Consider the following 17337-nt stretch of genomic DNA (forward strand, 5'->3'; position numbering starts at 1 on the left):
TATCGTAAATTAAATTGCTATACATGAATTATTCAACAAACCAGTTCTTCATTCCTGCAAACTATAAGGAAATTTCGTCTTCAATTCTTAAAATCGTTTCTTCAATTTCTTCATTCGTGCCATCTTTCTGAAGAACTTTTCGTAATAACGGCAAGGCTTCTTTTTGTCTGCCTTCTTCTAAAAGGAACGAAGCATATTCATATAAAAAGTCACGTTCCTCATCAAAATCAGGCAGAGCAAGTTTGAAATACTCAGCGGCTTCATCATATTCTTCTCGTCCGACAGAAGCAGAAGCAGCATACCAATTCCATTTTGGATCTTCTTCCCCAAAACTTTTAACCTCTTTAATCACATCCAGAATTTCATCAAACAGCTCTTCATTTAAATAGATCGCAAGCAGCGTTTGAACTGCTTCAATATATCCTGGATCAAGAGCAAGTGCTTCTTGAAGCAATTTTTTCGCATCTTCCGAATGGCCATTTTTCAAATCAATCTTTGCCCCATATAAATATAACTCTTTGTTATACTCATCCACTTTAATTCCTTCTTTTACTATCTCTAAAGCTTCATGATATAGTCCTTCTTCCTCATAGCTTTTGGCTAAAGGCATATAAAGTGACGAATACGAAGGATCAATATCTTTTAGTTCAGAAAGCTGCTGAATAGCCGTTTTCGTTCTGCCAGCCCTCATCGCTGTAAATCCATAGCCAAAAAGTGTATTTGGATCCACTTGATCCTTTACAGCCTTTTCATACCATTCAAGGGCATCTTCAAATTCTCCAGCTGTGCTTAATGATTCAGCGAGCCGCTGATATACATTGACACCGCCAATTTCATTTTGTTGATCGGCCACTTTGTAGAAATAGTCGGCTGCTTTCTTTGAAAGACCTTGAGAAAAATACAATTCCCCTAAAGCAAAATCAATGACGGCTTCATGAGGTAGTAACTCTTTCGCTTTTAAAAGCTTTTGTTCACTGACTTCAAATAGTCCTTGCATTTGATACAAATCTGCCATTAACAATAAACTCTCTGGATACGCATCGTCATCTTCAGGAATCGTTTCAAGAACTGCTATTGCCTTCTCTTCTTCGTCAGAGTCTATTAAAAGCTCTGCATAAAAACAGGTTAATCCTGTTTCTTCTGGATATAAATCATGTAAATCACTAATGAGATTCCGTGCTTTATCAATATCTCCCCAGTCATAATATAACTGAGCTGCCTGCGCTTTTTCTTCATCATGAAGATGCTTCTCTGCTTGAGCAAGTGTTTGGAGTCCCTTTTCAGTCTCACCCGCCTCAACTAATTTTATGGCTTCTTGTAATGAACTATTCAAATCAAACCGTTCCTTTCTGTTTCCAAAAACCTAAACTGTTGTTACTTCATATCATAATCGACAGCTGCATATCCAGCAAATATGTTGCTCTTTTAACATGAAGCCATTTTTGTGTTTTGAAGACTCTTTTTCAATCAATACTTTACTAAACTGACGATTTGTAAACCGAATACGCTAAAAAATTGTTTTTGAATCAGCAAAATGCTCTTTTTCAAGGTTTCACCTTGAGACAAGCTATGCTATAGTTCTTTCAAATATGCAAAAGGAAAGAAAAAGCCTGAGGAAATCCTCAGACTGTTTGCGTTAAGTATTCAATGTGTTCAAAGAAATTTGGGTAAGATACACGTACTGCATCTGTATCTTCAATCTCGATTGCTTGCTCTGTTATACATGCCGCAATTCCTAACATCATACCAATTCGATGATCTCCGTAGCTTGAGACGACTGCGCCGCCTTTAAGGCTCGTTTTACCATGAATCTTCATTCCATCATCTGTTGCTTCAATATGAGCACCTAGTTTTTTAAGTTCTGAAACGACTGTATCAATACGATTGGTTTCTTTCACTTTTAATTCAGCGGCATCTTTAATGATCGTTGTTCCTTCTGCTTGAGTAGCTAGGAGCGCAATAATAGGAATTTCGTCGATGAGTCTAGAGATCATATCACCTGAAATGTCGATCCCTTTTAATGAAGAGGTAGAGATCGTTAAATCACCGTACGGTTCTCCGCCTTTAGCATCCACTTCTTGAATGTCGAGGTCTGCACCCATTTGTTTTAGCACATCTATAATACCAGTTCTCGTTTTGTTCAAACCGACATTTCTCAATACAATCCGGCTGTTTGGAACGATAGATCCAGCCACTAAGAAAAATGCAGCTGAAGAAATATCTCCAGGGACAAATACATCTGTTGCTTTTAACGTTTGTCCACCTTCAATTGCAACACTTTGTGCATCTTCATGTAGCGAGACACCAAACATTGATAACATTCTTTCGGTATGGTCTCTTGATTTATGCGGTTCAGTTAACGTCGTTGTTCCTTCTGCCTGCAGCCCAGCTAGAAGGACAGCCGACTTAATCTGGGCACTGGCAACTGGAGACTCATAAGAGATAGCTTTTAAATTACCCCCACGTATAGAAAGTGGTGTATACTCGCCATTTGCTCTGCCATCTATCTTGGCTCCCAATTGTTTTAGCGGACCTGTTACCCGTTTCATCGGTCTTTTGGCAATACTTTCGTCTCCGATCAGCGTACTGTGGAACTCACAGCCAGCCAAGATTCCCATCATTAAACGAATGGTCGTGCCAGAGTTACCAACATCGAGAATATCGCTCGGCTCTTTAAGTCCTTTTAGTCCCTTACCATGAATGACAACATCTGTACCTTTTTGCTCGATGTCTACACCCATCTTTCTAAAACAATCAATCGTGCTTAAACAATCAGCGCCAGGAAGAAAGTTTTTTACTACTGTAGTCCCGTCAGCAATAGCGCCAAACATCACAGATCTATGAGAAATGGATTTATCTCCTGGAATATGAATTTCTCCATTCATAGGAGCACTTTTATGAATTTTCATGTTCCTCACCTCAATCAGCATAAAATGTATCGTAATTTGCTCTATTTTTTATACAGAGTTCTGCCCGCTTTCGATCGTCATCTGTTTGAAAACTAATGCGTAAAATCCCGTTAATGTCTTCTCGCGTTTCAATAATACGGATATTTGTAATACTGATGTTTTCATTTGCTAGATATCCTGTAATTTCCGAAATAACACCAGGATGATCCGGCACATCGACATAAAGATCATAAAAAGCAGGGATAGCTCCTTTTTTCCTCAGAGGCAGGCCGTCGCGATATTCCTTGGCCTCTTGGAAATAAGAGAATAACCCCTCAGCATCTTCTTGTTGCACAAAGGATTCAATGCGGTCAATCTCTTTTTTCCATTCATGAAATCGGTCTAAAATCTTGTTTTTATTGTGCAAAAGGATATCGCGCCACATTGCAGGATTACTTGATGCAATACGGGTAATATCTCGAAAGCCTCCAGCAGCAAACCGTTTTACAAGAGGAAATTCTTCTTCAAAATGATGCGCTTGATGCACAAGACTGGCAGCGACGATATGTGGAAAGTGACTAATCACACTTGTCACAGCATCATGTTCTTCGGGTGTCATTTCAATGAAATGAGCATTGGTTCCCTTCAGCAGATCCTTCAAACGGTCAACAGCCTGACGACTTGTTACCTTTGCTGGCGTTAAAATGTAGAATGCATTTTCAAATAAAAAGTCTTTCGCTGCAATGACACCTGATTTATGAGACCCTGCCATCGGATGCCCGCCAATAAATTGGTAATGATCAGGCAACGTTTTTTCAGCAAAGTGAACGACCTTTTGCTTTGTGCTCCCTACATCCGTAATCGTGAGCTCTCTTTCAATTCCAGATGCTGCAATATCACTTAACATTTTGACGGTTTGTTGTACTGGCGTTGCCAAAATAATCGTTGCTGCTTCATTTAAGCCTTCCATAAAGGACTCGGCAGTCGCGTCGATGATCCCTAGTTTTGTTGCAGCAATCATTTGTTCTTTAGAGACATCATAGCCTACAATTTTTTTATGTGGAAATTCTTTTTTAATCGACAGTGCAATAGAACCACCAATTAAACCGAGCCCAGCGATTAATATGGTTTCGTTTGCTTCATTCATGTTCATCACCTGATTTTTCGCGTAAATTAAACAAGCTGTTTCAATAGCTTATATGTATATTGGATGAGTTACAACGAAAGCCATATCCCATAAACAGGATATGACTTCATTGTTATGCTACGCACGAATGCCTTGTAATAAATCGGCAAGTGTAGTTAGGATTTCTTCATTTTGCTCCTTTGTTCCAACAGTAATACGTAAAGAAGTTGGGAATCCGAGAGCTTGACCAGATCGAACGATATAGCCCTTTTTCAAAAGTGCATTGAACAGCTCATCTGCGTCTCTTTTAAAATCAATCAGCACAAAGTTTGTTTGAGATGGATAGATAAATAATCCAAAACGGTCTGCAAAATCTTGATATTGTTTGAGACCTGCTTCATTTTTTTGTCTGCACGATTGAATGAAGTCTTGATCTTTAATGGCTGCACGTGCAGCTGCCTGAGCGATACGACTTGTATTAAAGGGCTCTCTCGCAGGTTCAATGGCGGTAATCAACTCCTCTGAGGCAACCCCATAACCTACTCGAAGTGCCGCAAGTCCATATGCTTTAGAGAACGTGCGCAGTACAATGACATTTTGATAGGCTTTTAATAGAGATAAACTGTTCGGAAAGTCTTCAGCGCGAACATATTCAAAATATGCTTCATCTAGAACGACAAGCACGTGAGCAGGCACTTGATCTAAAAACGATACGAGCTCAGACTCTGACAAATGATTTCCTGTCGGATTGTTCGGGTTACACACCCAAACGACTTTTGTGTTGTCATCCATCGCATCCAGCATTCCCTTTAGATCATGAGCTCCACCATTTAGAAGTGGTACTTCTCTAATCTCTGCATGCTCAATCACTGCATTGTGACGGTATTGCGGGAATGACGGGGATGGGATCACCGTATTTGTATGTTGATCAAGGAATGCCCTAGCAATAATTTGCACAAGTTCATCTGAGCCATTCCCGAATATTAATTGTTTTTCATTTACTTGAAGAAACTCAGCCAGTTCCGTTCTTAAACTTGCGCTGTATCCGTCTGGATAAATCGCTAAATGTTCAAGTTCAGCTTGTATGGCCTCTCTTGCATGTGTGGAACATCCAAAAGGGTTTTCATTTGAAGCCAATTTCACAATTTTGTCTAATTGATATTCTTTTTTGACCTCTTCAATTGGTTTCCCAGGTTGATACGGTTTTAGCTGTTTTAATTGATCTTTGATTTGCAAAATGTTTCACCTCATTTGAATGAATAGAGGGGACTAAATGTTTTTGCATATGTTTCAAATTCTCTTAAAGCCTCTTGGCGTGTATCACTTGCTACTAATTGTTCTTGAAGCTCTTCAATTTTTTTGACAAGCGCACTGCCGACAACGACACCATCACTCATTTTATTCATTGAGTCTACTTGTTCTCTTGTTGAAATACCAAAACCTACAGCAACTGGTATTTGACTCAACTGTTTCACTTGTTGAATAAAATCTGTAATCGATGCGTCGAAAGATTGTCTAACACCTGTGACGCCGAGAGATGAAACACAATACACAAAACCTTCTGCCTGCTCTACAATTTTTTCTAATCGTTCCTTGCTTGTTGGTGCAACGAGTGATATATATGAAATGTCGTGTGCTTGACAGTTCTTCTGCAGCTCGCTACTCTCTTCAAAAGGCAAGTCGGGTGTTAAGAGCCCCGAAATATGATTTTTGCGCAGTAAAGCGAAAAAGTATTCTGTGTCTAATTGTAACACAGGATTATAATACGTAAATAGAATTACAGGAATTTTTACGCCGTTTTTTTTCATCTTTCCTGCTAATTCTATCGCTTTTACGATATTCATACCATGATGAAGTGCTCTTTTAGAAGCTCTTTGAATGACAGGGCCGTCCGCTAACGGATCGGAATACGGAACACCTAGTTCAATCGCATGTGCCCCTGCTGCTTGAAGCGCGAGGGCTAAATCAATGGTGATCTCTTCTGATGGATCACCCGCTGTAATAAATGGAATAAATAATTTCTGACCTTGCTCTAATTGAAATGTGATCATTTTGTTTCACCCTCACTTTCAAGCACATTCATTAATGTATGCACGTCCTTATCTCCTCTGCCTGACAAGCAGACAAGAACAATGTCGTCTTCACTCATGTTCTGGCTCATTTCAAACGCTTTTGCTAAAGCATGTGCAGATTCGATCGCTGGCAGGATTCCTTCTTTTTCTGTGAGCAGCTTTAACGCATCTAGTGCTTCTTGATCTGTCGCACTCACATATTGAACCCGGCCGCTCGCATGCAAATACGCATGCTCTGGCCCGATCCCCGGATAGTCTAATCCAGCTGAAATCGAATAAGGCTCAATAATTTGACCAAATTCATCTTGAATCAAGTATGTCAAAGATCCATGTATGACACCTTTTGTCCCTTTCGTGATGGTCGCTGCATGAAGCGGAGTGTCGATTCCTTTCCCAGCAGCTTCTACACCAATGATATCGACCTCTTCATCTAAGAACGCCCGGTACATCCCTATCGCATTGCTCCCTCCGCCAACACAGGCAACGACTTTATGAGGAAGCTGCCCTTCCTTTTCAAGTATCTGAGCTTTTGCCTCATCTCCGATCATCCGCTGAAATTCACTGACGATTTGAGGATACGGATGAGGTCCAACGACTGAGCCGATCATATAAAAGTGGTCACTGCAATGCTGGACCCAATAGCGGATGGCTTCATTGGTTGCATCCTTTAATGTTCCGTTCCCGCTTGTGACAGGTATGACTTCAGCGCCGAGCAGTTTCATTCGGAACACATTGAGTGATTGTCTTTCCACATCTTCTTTTCCCATAAATACAGTGCAGGATAAACCGAATTTTGCGGCCACTGTTGCAGCAGCTACACCGTGCTGACCTGCTCCTGTTTCGGCGATGATATTTGATTTTCCCATTTTTTTCGCTAGCAGTGCCTGCCCAAGCGCATTGTTAATTTTATGAGCGCCTGTATGGTTTAAATCTTCTCTTTTTAAATAGATTTTAGCACCACCGAGATATGCCGATAATTGATCAGCGTATGTGAGTGCAGTTGGTCTGCCTGAATAGTTTTTCAAAAGCGATATATATTCCTTTTGAAAAGCAGGGTCTTCTTTTAATTCACGAAAAGCTTGTTCGATCTCTTCTAGTGGCTGCATGAGCGTTTCAGGAACGAATTTCCCTCCAAATTCTCCATATCTGCCAATCTCATTTGGATATGCGTACATGGTTCAACATCCTTTCTTCGAGCGCTTTCATCTTTGTACTGCTTTTCTTCCCGTTTTCTTCTATACCGCTTGAAAGGTCTATGGCGTCTGGACCAAAAGCAAGCAGATCTATTATGGTGTCTGGCGTGATCCCGCCAGCAATGGCGCAAGTTTTTCCCAGTTGTTTTGCATGCTGAACATATGAAGGCACCGCCTCCCATGCAAAAGCTGTTCCAGAACCGCCTCTCATTCCTTTTACTTTCGCATCAATGAGAAAACCGTCGACACTTGGAGCAAATGCCGTCATATGTTCAAGTGTGTCGTTTACATCGGGCTCGTGATGGAACACTTTCCAAACGAGCGCCTTCGTTTGCTGTTTGATGTCATTTGCAACTTCTGGCGTCTCATCGCCATGAAGCTGCACAATATCTAAGGGGAGGTTGTTTGTGATCTCGCACACTTTTGGTGTTTTTTCATTCACAAATACCCCCACTATCTCTTTTTTGCATTTTACTTTTGACAGCCAGTGTTTCACTTGATCTGGATCAACTCGTCTTTTACTCGGCGCAAAAATAAAACCGATGGCATCCGCTTGAGATTGCGAGATGCATGCGACATCCTCTTGTGAGACAGCCCCGCAATATTTTAAGTAAGGCTTACTTTTCTTCATTCTCCGAACAATGCCTGAACGGCTTTCTCCTGTGATTGTTCCCTCATTAAAGATTCACCAACAAGAACGGCATTTGCTCCGTGCTGTTTCACAAAGGTCAGATCATCAAATGTCCTTATGCCGCTTTCACTTACTAGTAATACGTCTTTTGGAACAAGTGGCGCGATCTCTTTTGTTTGTTCAACAGTTGTTGTAAACGTATTGAGATTCCGGTTGTTCACACCGATAATCTCAGGAGTAAATAGGTGTAAGATCTTTTCTAGTGTATGTGCTGCATGTACTTCAACGAGGACATCCAGTCCTTTTTCTTTCGCTTCTGTATAGAGCTCATACAGCTTTTGCGGCTCAAGTACCTCTCCGATTAATAAAATGGCATCTGCCCCTATCCGTTTCGATTCTTCTACTTGTATAGAGTCAATAATGAAATCTTTTCTTAAAATAGGACGTGTGATGTGTTCTTTAATAAGAGACAAATATTCGTTTTTCCCTTGGAAAAACGGTTCATCCGTTAAGACAGATAAACAATCTGCATTTGATGCTTCGTATGCTTTTGCTGTCTGTAAAGGATCAAAATGAGGCTGAATGATGCCTTTGGAAGGAGACGCTTTTTTCACCTCAGCAATCAGTCCGATCGAGCGGTGAGGATTCATAAGGGCTTCTTTAAATGATTGTCTTTCATAATGTCCTTCCTCAGGTAATTGCAAGGTTTGCACATGTTCTTTTTTACGGGCGATAATTTGATTAAGCATAGATCTCTTCCTCTTTCGTTTTTTGTTTTAGACGGGCTAATTGTTCTTTAGCTGATCCGTTTTTGATCGTTTCTAATGCTTTCATTGTGCCTGCCATCAGACTCTCTGCTTTTCCTGCCACATATAATGCGGCCCCAGCATTAAGCGCTGTAATATGAAGCGGTGCTCCACCCGCTTGATAATTCAATATATTCTGAATCAATTTGGCGCTTTCTTCTGGTGATTGGACCTGAATGTCTGATAAATGCCCTTTTTCAAGTCCGAAGTCTTCTGGGTTTAACGTATATTCTGTCATGACACCTTTTTTGAGTTCAATGATGTATGAATTTGCTGTAATGGTTAATTCATCCAGCCCATCATCTCCGCAAACAAACAGGACATGTTCTGGCTCTAAAGGAGCAAGAGCTTTCGCCATGAGCTTTGCCTTTTCCTTTGCATACACACCGATGATTTGCTTTTTGGCCTGCATCGGGTGGCAAAGCGGTCCTAATAAGTTAAATACCGTCCGAAATCCGAGCTGCTTGCGTACGGTGGCTACTTGTTTCATAGAAGAATGATAGAGCGGTGCAAATAAAAAGCCCATGTTTTTCTGCTGTATTTGCCGTCTTGTTTCTTCAGGTGTGGATTGAATTTGAATACCAAGACATTCTAGCACGTCAGCACTCCCGCTTTTAGAGGAGACGGAACGATTTCCGTGCTTGGCGATTTTCGCCCCAGCAGCCGAAGCAACGATGGCAGCGGCTGTTGATATATTAAATGTTGATAAACCGTCGCCTCCTGTCCCGCACGTATCAACGACATCAAGTGACCTTTCTACTGGTGCTGCATGCTGCCTCATGGCTTTCACGAAGCCTGTCATTTCTTCGGCGGTTTCTCCTCGATGCGCTAAAATAGACAGACTAGCAGCGACTTCAGCATCTGTTAACGAGCCGCTCATCATATCATGCATCAGGCCATTCGCTTCTTTTTCTGATAGTTTTCCTCCATTAACAAGAGCTGATAGTCGTTGATTCATTTGGCACACTCTCCTTTTCTGAGAAAATATGTTCAGCAAGCTGAATGGCTTTTAGAAGTGCTCCTGCCTTATTACACGTCTCTTCCCATTCGTTTTCTGGAACGGAATCAGCGACAATGCCGGCACCTGCTTGTATAGAAGCAGTCTGATGTTTGACGCTCATTGTGCGAATGGTAATACAGGAATCGATATTGCCGTCGAAACCAATATAGGCAATACAGCCGCCATACGTCTCTCTTGGCTCAGGCTCCATTTCGTTTAATAATTGCATCGCCCTAATTTTGGGGGCGCCTGTCAATGTGCCTGCTGGAAAAGCGGACATAAGTGCGTCTACTGGATGTGTATCCTGCTTCAGCTTCCCTGTCACAATAGAAATAATGTGCATGACGTGCGAAAAATTCACGACTTTTGTAAAAGTTGGGACAGACACACTGCCGTATTCTGCCACACGTCCCACATCATTTCGAGCCAGATCCACCAGCATGTAATGTTCTGCTTTTTCTTTTTCATCATCGAGCAACTCTCTTGCTAGTGCATCATCTTCTTCTTTTGTCATTCCTCGTTTTCTTGTACCAGCAATTGGATGGATTTCTAAGTGTCCGTTTTTCGCATGGATTAATCGTTCTGGCGAGCTTCCGACTAAGTCTCGATCTTTTAATTTCATAAAATACATATACGGTGATGGATTGACGATCCGAAGCACACGATATAATTCAAATGAGCTCACTGTCACTGGAATGTCAAAACGCTGAGAAAGTACACCCTGGAAGATATCACCCGCTCGAATATACTCCTTGATTTTTTCGACATCCTTTAAAAATTTTGCTTTTTCATAGGTAGACGTCACCTGTTCAAAAGAAGGGGATTCATTCATATTCCCTGAGATAATCAATTCTTTCATATCAATTTTTGTATGAAGCTGCTGTATCATCAGTTCAAGCTGCTTTTGACTTTCTCGATAAACCAGAATTTTTTCTTCCTCTGTTTCATGACCGTTCAGCTGCGTGTACTGAATAAAATGAACTTGGTTTGTTTCGTGATCAAATGCGATCATTGTTTGGCAAACAAATAATGTGCAATTATCTGTTGTTGATGCATTCGGATGCGGCTTGACAGACTGCTCAATGTTGGGGATGAGGTCGTAACTTAAGTACCCTACGGCTCCGCCAGTAAATGGGATATCAATTTCAGGTGTCTTGATTTGATATTGCTCTTTCATCCAGTCAAGCAACTCTTTCAGCTCCGCTTTTTGCATCACTGACTTTCCCGCAGCGTCACGAGCAATATAATGGTCTTGCTCGTCATGTAATGTTAAAAAAGGATGTAATCCGATAAAGGAATATCTCGACCAGCTAGAAGATTCGTCTTTGCTTTCTAGCAAATACACAATATCCTGTTTCAGTTTCTCAACAATTTGAATGGGTGAGAGCGTATCAACTGTAATGGTTTCAACAATCGGGATGGTTTTGTAAAACTGACTGTCTCTTAAAAATTGGGTAAGGTTTGATTGGGATTTCATAAGCACACTCCTTAAATGGAATTAAGGAGAATGAGGGGACATCTTGAGGATTTGTTTGAGTATACGAAATAAGCCTAAAAGAGGCTTCGCTCTTTTAGGCAGTATGATTAAATAGAAGTATCGTATCTCTGCTCAACTCTACTCATCTCAACTACCCTAGTCTCATTCTCATCTTCGCTAAGCTTGCAATGCCGTTCACACCTGTGTGTAAACTTCGGCTGTTCATATCGTATTATAATTCCTTGTTTTTTGTCAACTGTAAATCAGGCCGAAGCGTGACAGCCTCTTCCAAGTATACGTGCTGGATGTCTTCCTGCTTGACATCTGTCTGAACGGTCATTAAAACGCGAATACACTTCTTTAGACCTCCATCAATGTCAAGCTCTTGCATACAAGTGACAGGCACATAGGTCCATCCTTCAAACTGCCTGAGTGCTTTTGCTGGAAAAACAGAGTGAATATCTTGTGTAGCTGAAATCAAGATCTGCACGACACGCTCTGGATCTACTTGATTTTTTGAAATGATCGCTTCTAGCAGCTGCTTCGTTTTGGTTAACACTTCTGTTTCTGTATCTTCTGTCACAGTTGTAGCCCCGCGTATCCCGCGAAACATCATAGACAGCCCTCCTCCCGTTTCCATTCTTCGAGCCAGTGATACAGCTCATCTTTTGTGAAAGATTGCAGGGTGACGTCTCCAACTTGTTTTAGCAAAACAAACTGAACACTCCCGCCTCTTGCCTTCTTATCACCAATCATGCGATCGACAAATGTTTTGGTTGAAATCGTTTGTGTGACTTGTACTGGGAACCCTAGTTCTTTCATCCACAATTTAAGTTTCTCACGATCTAGGCTGAGTCCTTGCTCTTTTTCACTGACATATAAAGCAAACTGCATGCCAATTGCAATGGCATCTCCATGCGTGATCGCACCGTATCCATACTCCGCTTCAATGGCATGCCCTAGTGTATGACCTAAATTCAAATATGCCCGCACACCTTGTTCTTTTTCATCTTCTTGAACAATGGATGCTTTCACTTGAATCCCTTGATAAAGCATATGTGCCAGTTCATCCTTTGATAATTCTGTCAACGAACGAATGGACATCAGTTCTGATAAAAAGACTTCACTTGAAATCAGTGCATGTTTTATCACTTCTGCAAAGCCTGATCTCAGCTCTATTGGTGAGAGTGTCTCTAGCATACTTGTATCATAGATGACAGCAGCCGGTTGATGAAACGCACCAATTAAATTTTTGCCGAGCGGATGATTGATTCCGGTTTTTCCGCCGACTGCACTATCATGTGCAAGCAGCGTGGTCGGTACTTGAATAAAATCAATGCCTCTCATATAAGTGGCAGCAGCAAAGCCAGCCAAGTCTCCAATCACCCCGCCTCCTAATGCAATGATACATGAGGAGCGGTCGAGTTGAAATTGGATGGCTTTCGTATGAATCTGCTCAAACTGCGCAAAAGATTTTGATTGTTCTCCGTTTGGCACCACTACTTTTTGTACAGACCATTTCTGTTTAAGTAATTGAACCATTTCATCTCCATAAAGGGCATCGACGGCTGAATCTGTCACGATGAAGAGCTTCGTGTAGGATCGCCCAGTGGAAGTAATCAAGTCTACGATATTTTGTCTAATCCCATCACCGATATATACAGGATAAGTGGCTGAAGACGTCTTCACTTCCAGTGTTTTCATTAAAACTCCCTCTGAAGCTTGCGCATTTTGTCCACATTTTCTTTAATGCGGTCAATTTGATCAAGACCAAACTGCTCAACCACTGCATTGGCGATTTCCCATGCAACGACTGCTTCTGCGACAACACTTGCGGCAGGAACAGCACAGCTGTCAGAACGCTCAATACTTGCAGAGAAAGGTTCTTTTGTCTCAATATCCACGCTTTGCAATGGTTTGTATAAGGTTGGGATTGGTTTCATAACCCCTCTTACGACGATTGGCATGCCAGTTGACATTCCGCCTTCAAGACCACCTAAGCGATTTGTTTTTCTCGTATAGCCTTTTTCTTCATCCCAGATGATTTCATCATGAACTTCACTGCCATTTTTAGAAGCCGCCTCAAAGCCAATACCGAATTCAACTCCTTTAAAAGCGTTGATACTCAGTACTGCGCCTGCAAGCTTGCTATCCAGTTTGCGGTCATAGTGCACATAGCTGCCGACTCCAACTGGCATCCCTTCAACGATGACTTCGACAATACCACCAATTGAATCGCCGTTTTTCTTCGCTTCGTCAATGGCATCCATCATTTTTTGACCAGCTTCACTGTCATAGCAGCGAACAGGTGATTCTTCTGTTACTTTTTGCAAATCTTCAATAGATTCATAAGCGATATGGGAAGCTTTTACTCCACCAATTTCAAGGACATGACCAGCCACTTTGATTCCAAGGTGAGCCAAAATTTGTTTCGCTACTGCACCTGCTGCTACACGAACCGTTGTCTCGCGTGCTGATGAGCGCTCTAATACGTTTCTCATATCACGGTGACCATATTTAATCGCACCATTTAAATCTGCATGCCCTGGTCTTGGACGAGAGATTTGACGCTTCATTTCACTCTCTTCTTCTTCAGTAATTGGCTCTGCACCCATGACCTTTGTCCAGTGCTTCCAATCATTATTTTCAACAACAAGTGCAATAGGAGAACCTAATGTTTTCCCGTGGCGGACACCACTTAACACTTTCGCTTGGTCTTTTTCAATCTGCATTCTTCTTCCGCGGCCATGACCTTTTTGTCTTCTAGCCAGTTCATAATTGATGTCATCCTGCTCTATGTAAAGTCCCGCTGGAACTCCTTCAATAATTGTGGTCAGTTGTGGACCATGTGATTCACCTGCTGTTAAGTACCTCATGACTTATTCTCCCTTCATCGCATTAACGCTTTTAAGTAAAACTATGATAACACACTTCCTACTAAAAAGTCAGCTACTACCCCTTCTTTTGATAAAAGAAAGTATCAGCAGAGGTTAATCCAAACTTTTCTGGGTGAAAAATTTGTTCTGTAGAACCAACAAATAATACGCCGTTTTGCTTTAAACTGCTGCTCATTTTTAAGTAAATTTCTTCTTTCGCCTCTTCTGTAAAGTAGATAAGGACATTTCTACACACGATGAGATCCAGCTGTTTTTCATATGGATCTGCTAAAAGGTTGTGTTTCTTAAATTGAATGTGCTTTCGAATCTCATCCTTCACCGTGTAAAATGAAGAATCTTCTTTGGTGAAATATTTTTGCTTAATTTGATCTGGCACCTCTTGCAAAGATCGTTCATGATATCTTCCTTTTTGCGCGGATTGCAGGACTTTATCATCTATATCCGTTGCAATAATTTGGAAGTCCTTCACAAGCGGATGGCTTGATAGCAGCATTGAGAGTGTATACGGCTCTTCTCCAGTTGAGCAAGCTGCACTCCATATTTTTAGGGTGCCGCTGTTTTTTGAAAGCAGCGGCAGGATTTTTTGATCAAGTACTTCCCAGCGCTGATAGTTTCGGTAAAATTCTGACACATTGATCGTCATTCGATCCATCGTTTCATCTAATAGCGCTTTGTCCTTTTCAAGAGCAGACGCAAATGCCTCAAAATCTTTATATCCTTTTTTATCATAAAGAGATGTTAATCTTCGTTTCATTTGTGCTTCTTTATATAAATTCAGATCTACCCCAGTTAGTTTTTTCCATTTTCCAACAAATACTTGATACTGATCCATCAATGTCCTCTCCTGTCTCATCTATCTTTGTCCTAGTATAGCTGTTTTTATCATAAATTTGTATCATCTCATGCGAAAATTCGGATAGAAATCTCAATATAAAAAAGCCAAAGTGATCATTTGATGAACACTTTGGCTTGAACATTAATAAATCCAGCTTGAGATCGTTTGATCCCAGTTTGTCAGTTCTTCTTGTTTGAAGAACAGGTTGATTTCTCTTTCGGCACTTTCTGGTGAGTCTGAGCCATGGATAATGTTTTTGCCAACAGTTAATCCATAGTCGCCTCTTATTGTTCCTGGAAGCGCTTCCTTCGGATTTGTCTTTCCAATTATCTGCCTTGTTACGTCAACGACTTGTTCACCTTGCCATACCATCGCAAATACAGGTCCTGACGTAATAAAGTCAACCAATTCACCGAAAAATGGTTTTTCTTTATGCTCTCCGTAATGTGTTTCTGCTACTTCTTTTGGAATGCTCATGAGCTTTGCTCCAACAAGCTGAAGCCCCTTTTTTTCGAATCTTGACACAATTTCACCGATTAATTGTCTTTCCACACCATCAGGCTTGACCATAAGAAATGTTTTGTCCATATACGTTTTCCACCCCGTCATTATGTATGTATAGGCTTACATTGTTACAAAGTGATCGTATCATTTTTTTTTATAATAATCAATTTTTGACAAAAAATTTCACAAAAAAACCAATCAACGAAACGTTGATCAGAATTTTCGTTTACCTATATATTTTGCAATCGACGCTAATGAAGATTTAGCCCGCCCGCGCGGAAGTTGATCGAGCTGTTCAAATGCTTTTTTCAAATACATTTCACTCACTCGAATGGAACGGTCGATCGCATCTGTTTGTTTGAGATGTTCAATCACAGGTTTCAGCTGCTTTTCCGTCGTTTCACTATTGATCAGCTTCAACTGACCTTCTAACGTCGGGTTCTGAAGCGCGTATAAAACGGGAAGAGTGACATTTCCTTGTAAAAGGTCCCCGCCAACAGGTTTGCCTAATTCTTCTTCAGTTGATGTAAAATCAAGGACATCATCAATGATCTGGTACGACATACCAACATAGTACCCAAACCAGTAAAGGGCTTTATGTGTTTTTTCATCTGTTCCAGCTGCAATCGCACCTAATTGGCAGCTGCCTGCAATAAGCAAGGCTGTTTTTCGTTTAATTCTTCTTAAATATGTACGAAGGTTTTGGTCCATGTTGTATTTATCTTTGACTTGTTCTATTTCCCCAAGACAGAGCTCGACGACCATTTTTGACAAAATTTCATGTGCCATTGGGTGATTGATTTTCGTCATGTACTCGAGTGACCTTGCAAATAAGTAATCCCCCGTGTACATCGCAATTCTGTTGTCCCATTTTGCTTTAATCGTCGGTTTTCCTCTTCTTAGTTCTGCATCATCAATGACATCGTCATGGACAAGTGATGCCATATGAATTAATTCAAGCGCTACGGCTACATATTTAATTTTATTAATATCATAGTCACCAAACATGCCTGAAAGGAGAACAAAAACGGGGCGGATTCGTTTTCCGCCCGCTTGCAGCAAATGAAGACCGGCTTCACTTAATAATGCATAATCAGAGCGAACGGTTTGTTCAAGCTCTTTTTCAATTATATCGATATCATGATTTAGAAAAGAAATCATTGCTTTTAGTTTCATTATTTTCACCCAAATATCGTTTATTCAAAGCTTCTTTCCGATATGTGTTGCTGCTACACCGCCTGTAAATGGATGATACGAGACATCAGACAGACCGGCCTCTTCAAAAAGAGACGCCAGTTCTTTCATGCCAGGGAACGTTTTGGCTGATTCTTGAAGCCATGAATACTCCTGATAGCTTTTGGCAAACAGCTTGCCAAAGAGCGGCATGATGTATTTGAAATAGACATAATACCCTTGTTTAAACCCAATCATCTCAGGCTGTGATGTTTCAAGGCAGACAACCATTCCACCGGGTTTTACCACTCGTGTCATTTCCTTTAGCACTGTTAAGTAATCAGGGACATTTCGAAGGCCAAAACCGATTGTGACATAATCAAATGAGTTGTCCTCAAAGGGAAGCTCCATTGCATTGCCGTGGAGCAGCTCAATTTGATTGTAGCCACCTGTTTTCACCTTCGTTTCGCCAACACTCAGCATATTTTTACTGAAGTCAAGGCCTTTGACCTCGCCTGTTTCTCCAACTGCGTCTGCAAGCGCAATCGTCCAATCGGCAGTTCCGCAACATACATCTAGCGCTTTGGCTCCTTTTTGAACATTCATGAGCTTCATTGTTTTATCGCGCCATTTTTTATGCTGTTTAAAGCTAATGACAGAGTTCATTTGGTCATAGTTTTTATAAATTTTTTCAAATACACCGTGTACTCGCTGTTCTTTTGATTGCTGCATGAC

Annotated in this window: 17 protein-coding genes; all 17 read right to left on the minus strand. The window is 41.1% G+C overall.

Annotation, left to right across the window (positions count from 1 at the left end):
• Window positions 1-61: 61 nt before the first annotated feature.
• On the minus strand, window positions 62-1333 hold the full coding sequence (locus tag ASG46_RS11375) for a tetratricopeptide repeat protein (RefSeq protein WP_035702924.1): 1272 nt from the start codon (window positions 1331-1333) through the stop codon (window positions 62-64).
• Between the two features lie 289 nt (window positions 1334-1622).
• On the minus strand, window positions 1623-2909 hold the full coding sequence (aroA, locus tag ASG46_RS11380; RefSeq protein WP_046527075.1) for a 3-phosphoshikimate 1-carboxyvinyltransferase: 1287 nt from the start codon (window positions 2907-2909) through the stop codon (window positions 1623-1625).
• A gap of 10 nt (window positions 2910-2919) precedes the next feature.
• Complete coding sequence (locus tag ASG46_RS11385; RefSeq protein ID WP_017359750.1) at window positions 2920-4035, minus strand: prephenate dehydrogenase; 1116 nt, start codon at window positions 4033-4035, stop codon at window positions 2920-2922.
• 117 nt (window positions 4036-4152) lie between these two features.
• Window positions 4153-5250 carry a histidinol-phosphate transaminase gene (gene hisC / locus ASG46_RS11390; protein ID WP_024718511.1) on the minus strand — a complete coding sequence of 366 codons (1098 nt, stop codon included), beginning with the start codon at window positions 5248-5250 and terminating at the stop codon, window positions 4153-4155.
• A gap of 11 nt (window positions 5251-5261) precedes the next feature.
• Window positions 5262-6065: a tryptophan synthase subunit alpha gene (gene trpA, locus ASG46_RS11395; protein ID WP_017359752.1), complete on the minus strand. Its 804-nt coding sequence runs from the start codon at window positions 6063-6065 to the stop codon at window positions 5262-5264.
• Window positions 6062-7261 (minus strand): tryptophan synthase subunit beta, encoded by a 1200-nt coding sequence (gene trpB, locus ASG46_RS11400; RefSeq protein WP_007500937.1) that lies wholly within the window; start codon window positions 7259-7261, stop codon window positions 6062-6064. Before trpB ends, trpA begins: the two co-directional genes overlap by 4 nt.
• Complete coding sequence (locus ASG46_RS11405; protein ID WP_056704665.1) at window positions 7242-7910, minus strand: phosphoribosylanthranilate isomerase; 669 nt, start codon at window positions 7908-7910, stop codon at window positions 7242-7244. Before ASG46_RS11405 ends, trpB begins: the two co-directional genes overlap by 20 nt.
• Window positions 7907-8659 (minus strand): indole-3-glycerol phosphate synthase TrpC, encoded by a 753-nt coding sequence (gene trpC, locus ASG46_RS11410; RefSeq protein ID WP_045034319.1) that lies wholly within the window; start codon window positions 8657-8659, stop codon window positions 7907-7909. Before trpC ends, ASG46_RS11405 begins: the two co-directional genes overlap by 4 nt.
• Window positions 8652-9674: an anthranilate phosphoribosyltransferase gene (gene trpD, locus ASG46_RS11415; RefSeq protein WP_017367505.1), complete on the minus strand. Its 1023-nt coding sequence runs from the start codon at window positions 9672-9674 to the stop codon at window positions 8652-8654. Before trpD ends, trpC begins: the two co-directional genes overlap by 8 nt.
• Complete coding sequence (gene trpE / locus ASG46_RS11420; protein ID WP_056704667.1) at window positions 9646-11193, minus strand: anthranilate synthase component I; 1548 nt, start codon at window positions 11191-11193, stop codon at window positions 9646-9648. Before trpE ends, trpD begins: the two co-directional genes overlap by 29 nt.
• 232 nt (window positions 11194-11425) lie before the next feature.
• Window positions 11426-11809, minus strand: coding sequence for a chorismate mutase (gene aroH, locus ASG46_RS11425; protein WP_008344549.1), 384 nt, complete (start codon window positions 11807-11809; stop codon window positions 11426-11428).
• On the minus strand, window positions 11806-12897 hold the full coding sequence (gene aroB / locus ASG46_RS11430; RefSeq protein WP_056704669.1) for a 3-dehydroquinate synthase: 1092 nt from the start codon (window positions 12895-12897) through the stop codon (window positions 11806-11808). Before aroB ends, aroH begins: the two co-directional genes overlap by 4 nt.
• Complete coding sequence (gene aroC / locus ASG46_RS11435; protein WP_056704671.1) at window positions 12897-14069, minus strand: chorismate synthase; 1173 nt, start codon at window positions 14067-14069, stop codon at window positions 12897-12899. Before aroC ends, aroB begins: the two co-directional genes overlap by 1 nt.
• 76 nt (window positions 14070-14145) lie before the next feature.
• Complete coding sequence (locus tag ASG46_RS11440; RefSeq protein ID WP_008344547.1) at window positions 14146-14922, minus strand: CheR family methyltransferase; 777 nt, start codon at window positions 14920-14922, stop codon at window positions 14146-14148.
• Window positions 14923-15066: 144 nt separating this feature from the next.
• The gene (gene ndk / locus ASG46_RS11445; protein ID WP_003216015.1) at window positions 15067-15513 is read right to left on the minus strand and encodes a nucleoside-diphosphate kinase; all 447 of its coding nucleotides are present in this window, start codon (window positions 15511-15513) and stop codon (window positions 15067-15069) included.
• A gap of 129 nt (window positions 15514-15642) precedes the next feature.
• Window positions 15643-16605: a heptaprenyl diphosphate synthase component II gene (gene hepT, locus ASG46_RS11450; RefSeq protein WP_007500951.1), complete on the minus strand. Its 963-nt coding sequence runs from the start codon at window positions 16603-16605 to the stop codon at window positions 15643-15645.
• A gap of 24 nt (window positions 16606-16629) precedes the next feature.
• Window positions 16630-17334: a demethylmenaquinone methyltransferase gene (locus ASG46_RS11455; protein WP_007500957.1), complete on the minus strand. Its 705-nt coding sequence runs from the start codon at window positions 17332-17334 to the stop codon at window positions 16630-16632.
• Window positions 17335-17337 lie beyond the last annotated feature (3 nt).

Origin of the sequence: Bacillus sp. Leaf49 (assembly GCF_001426125.1) — a bacterium.
Lineage (GTDB): Bacteria > Bacillota > Bacilli > Bacillales > Bacillaceae > Bacillus > Bacillus altitudinis.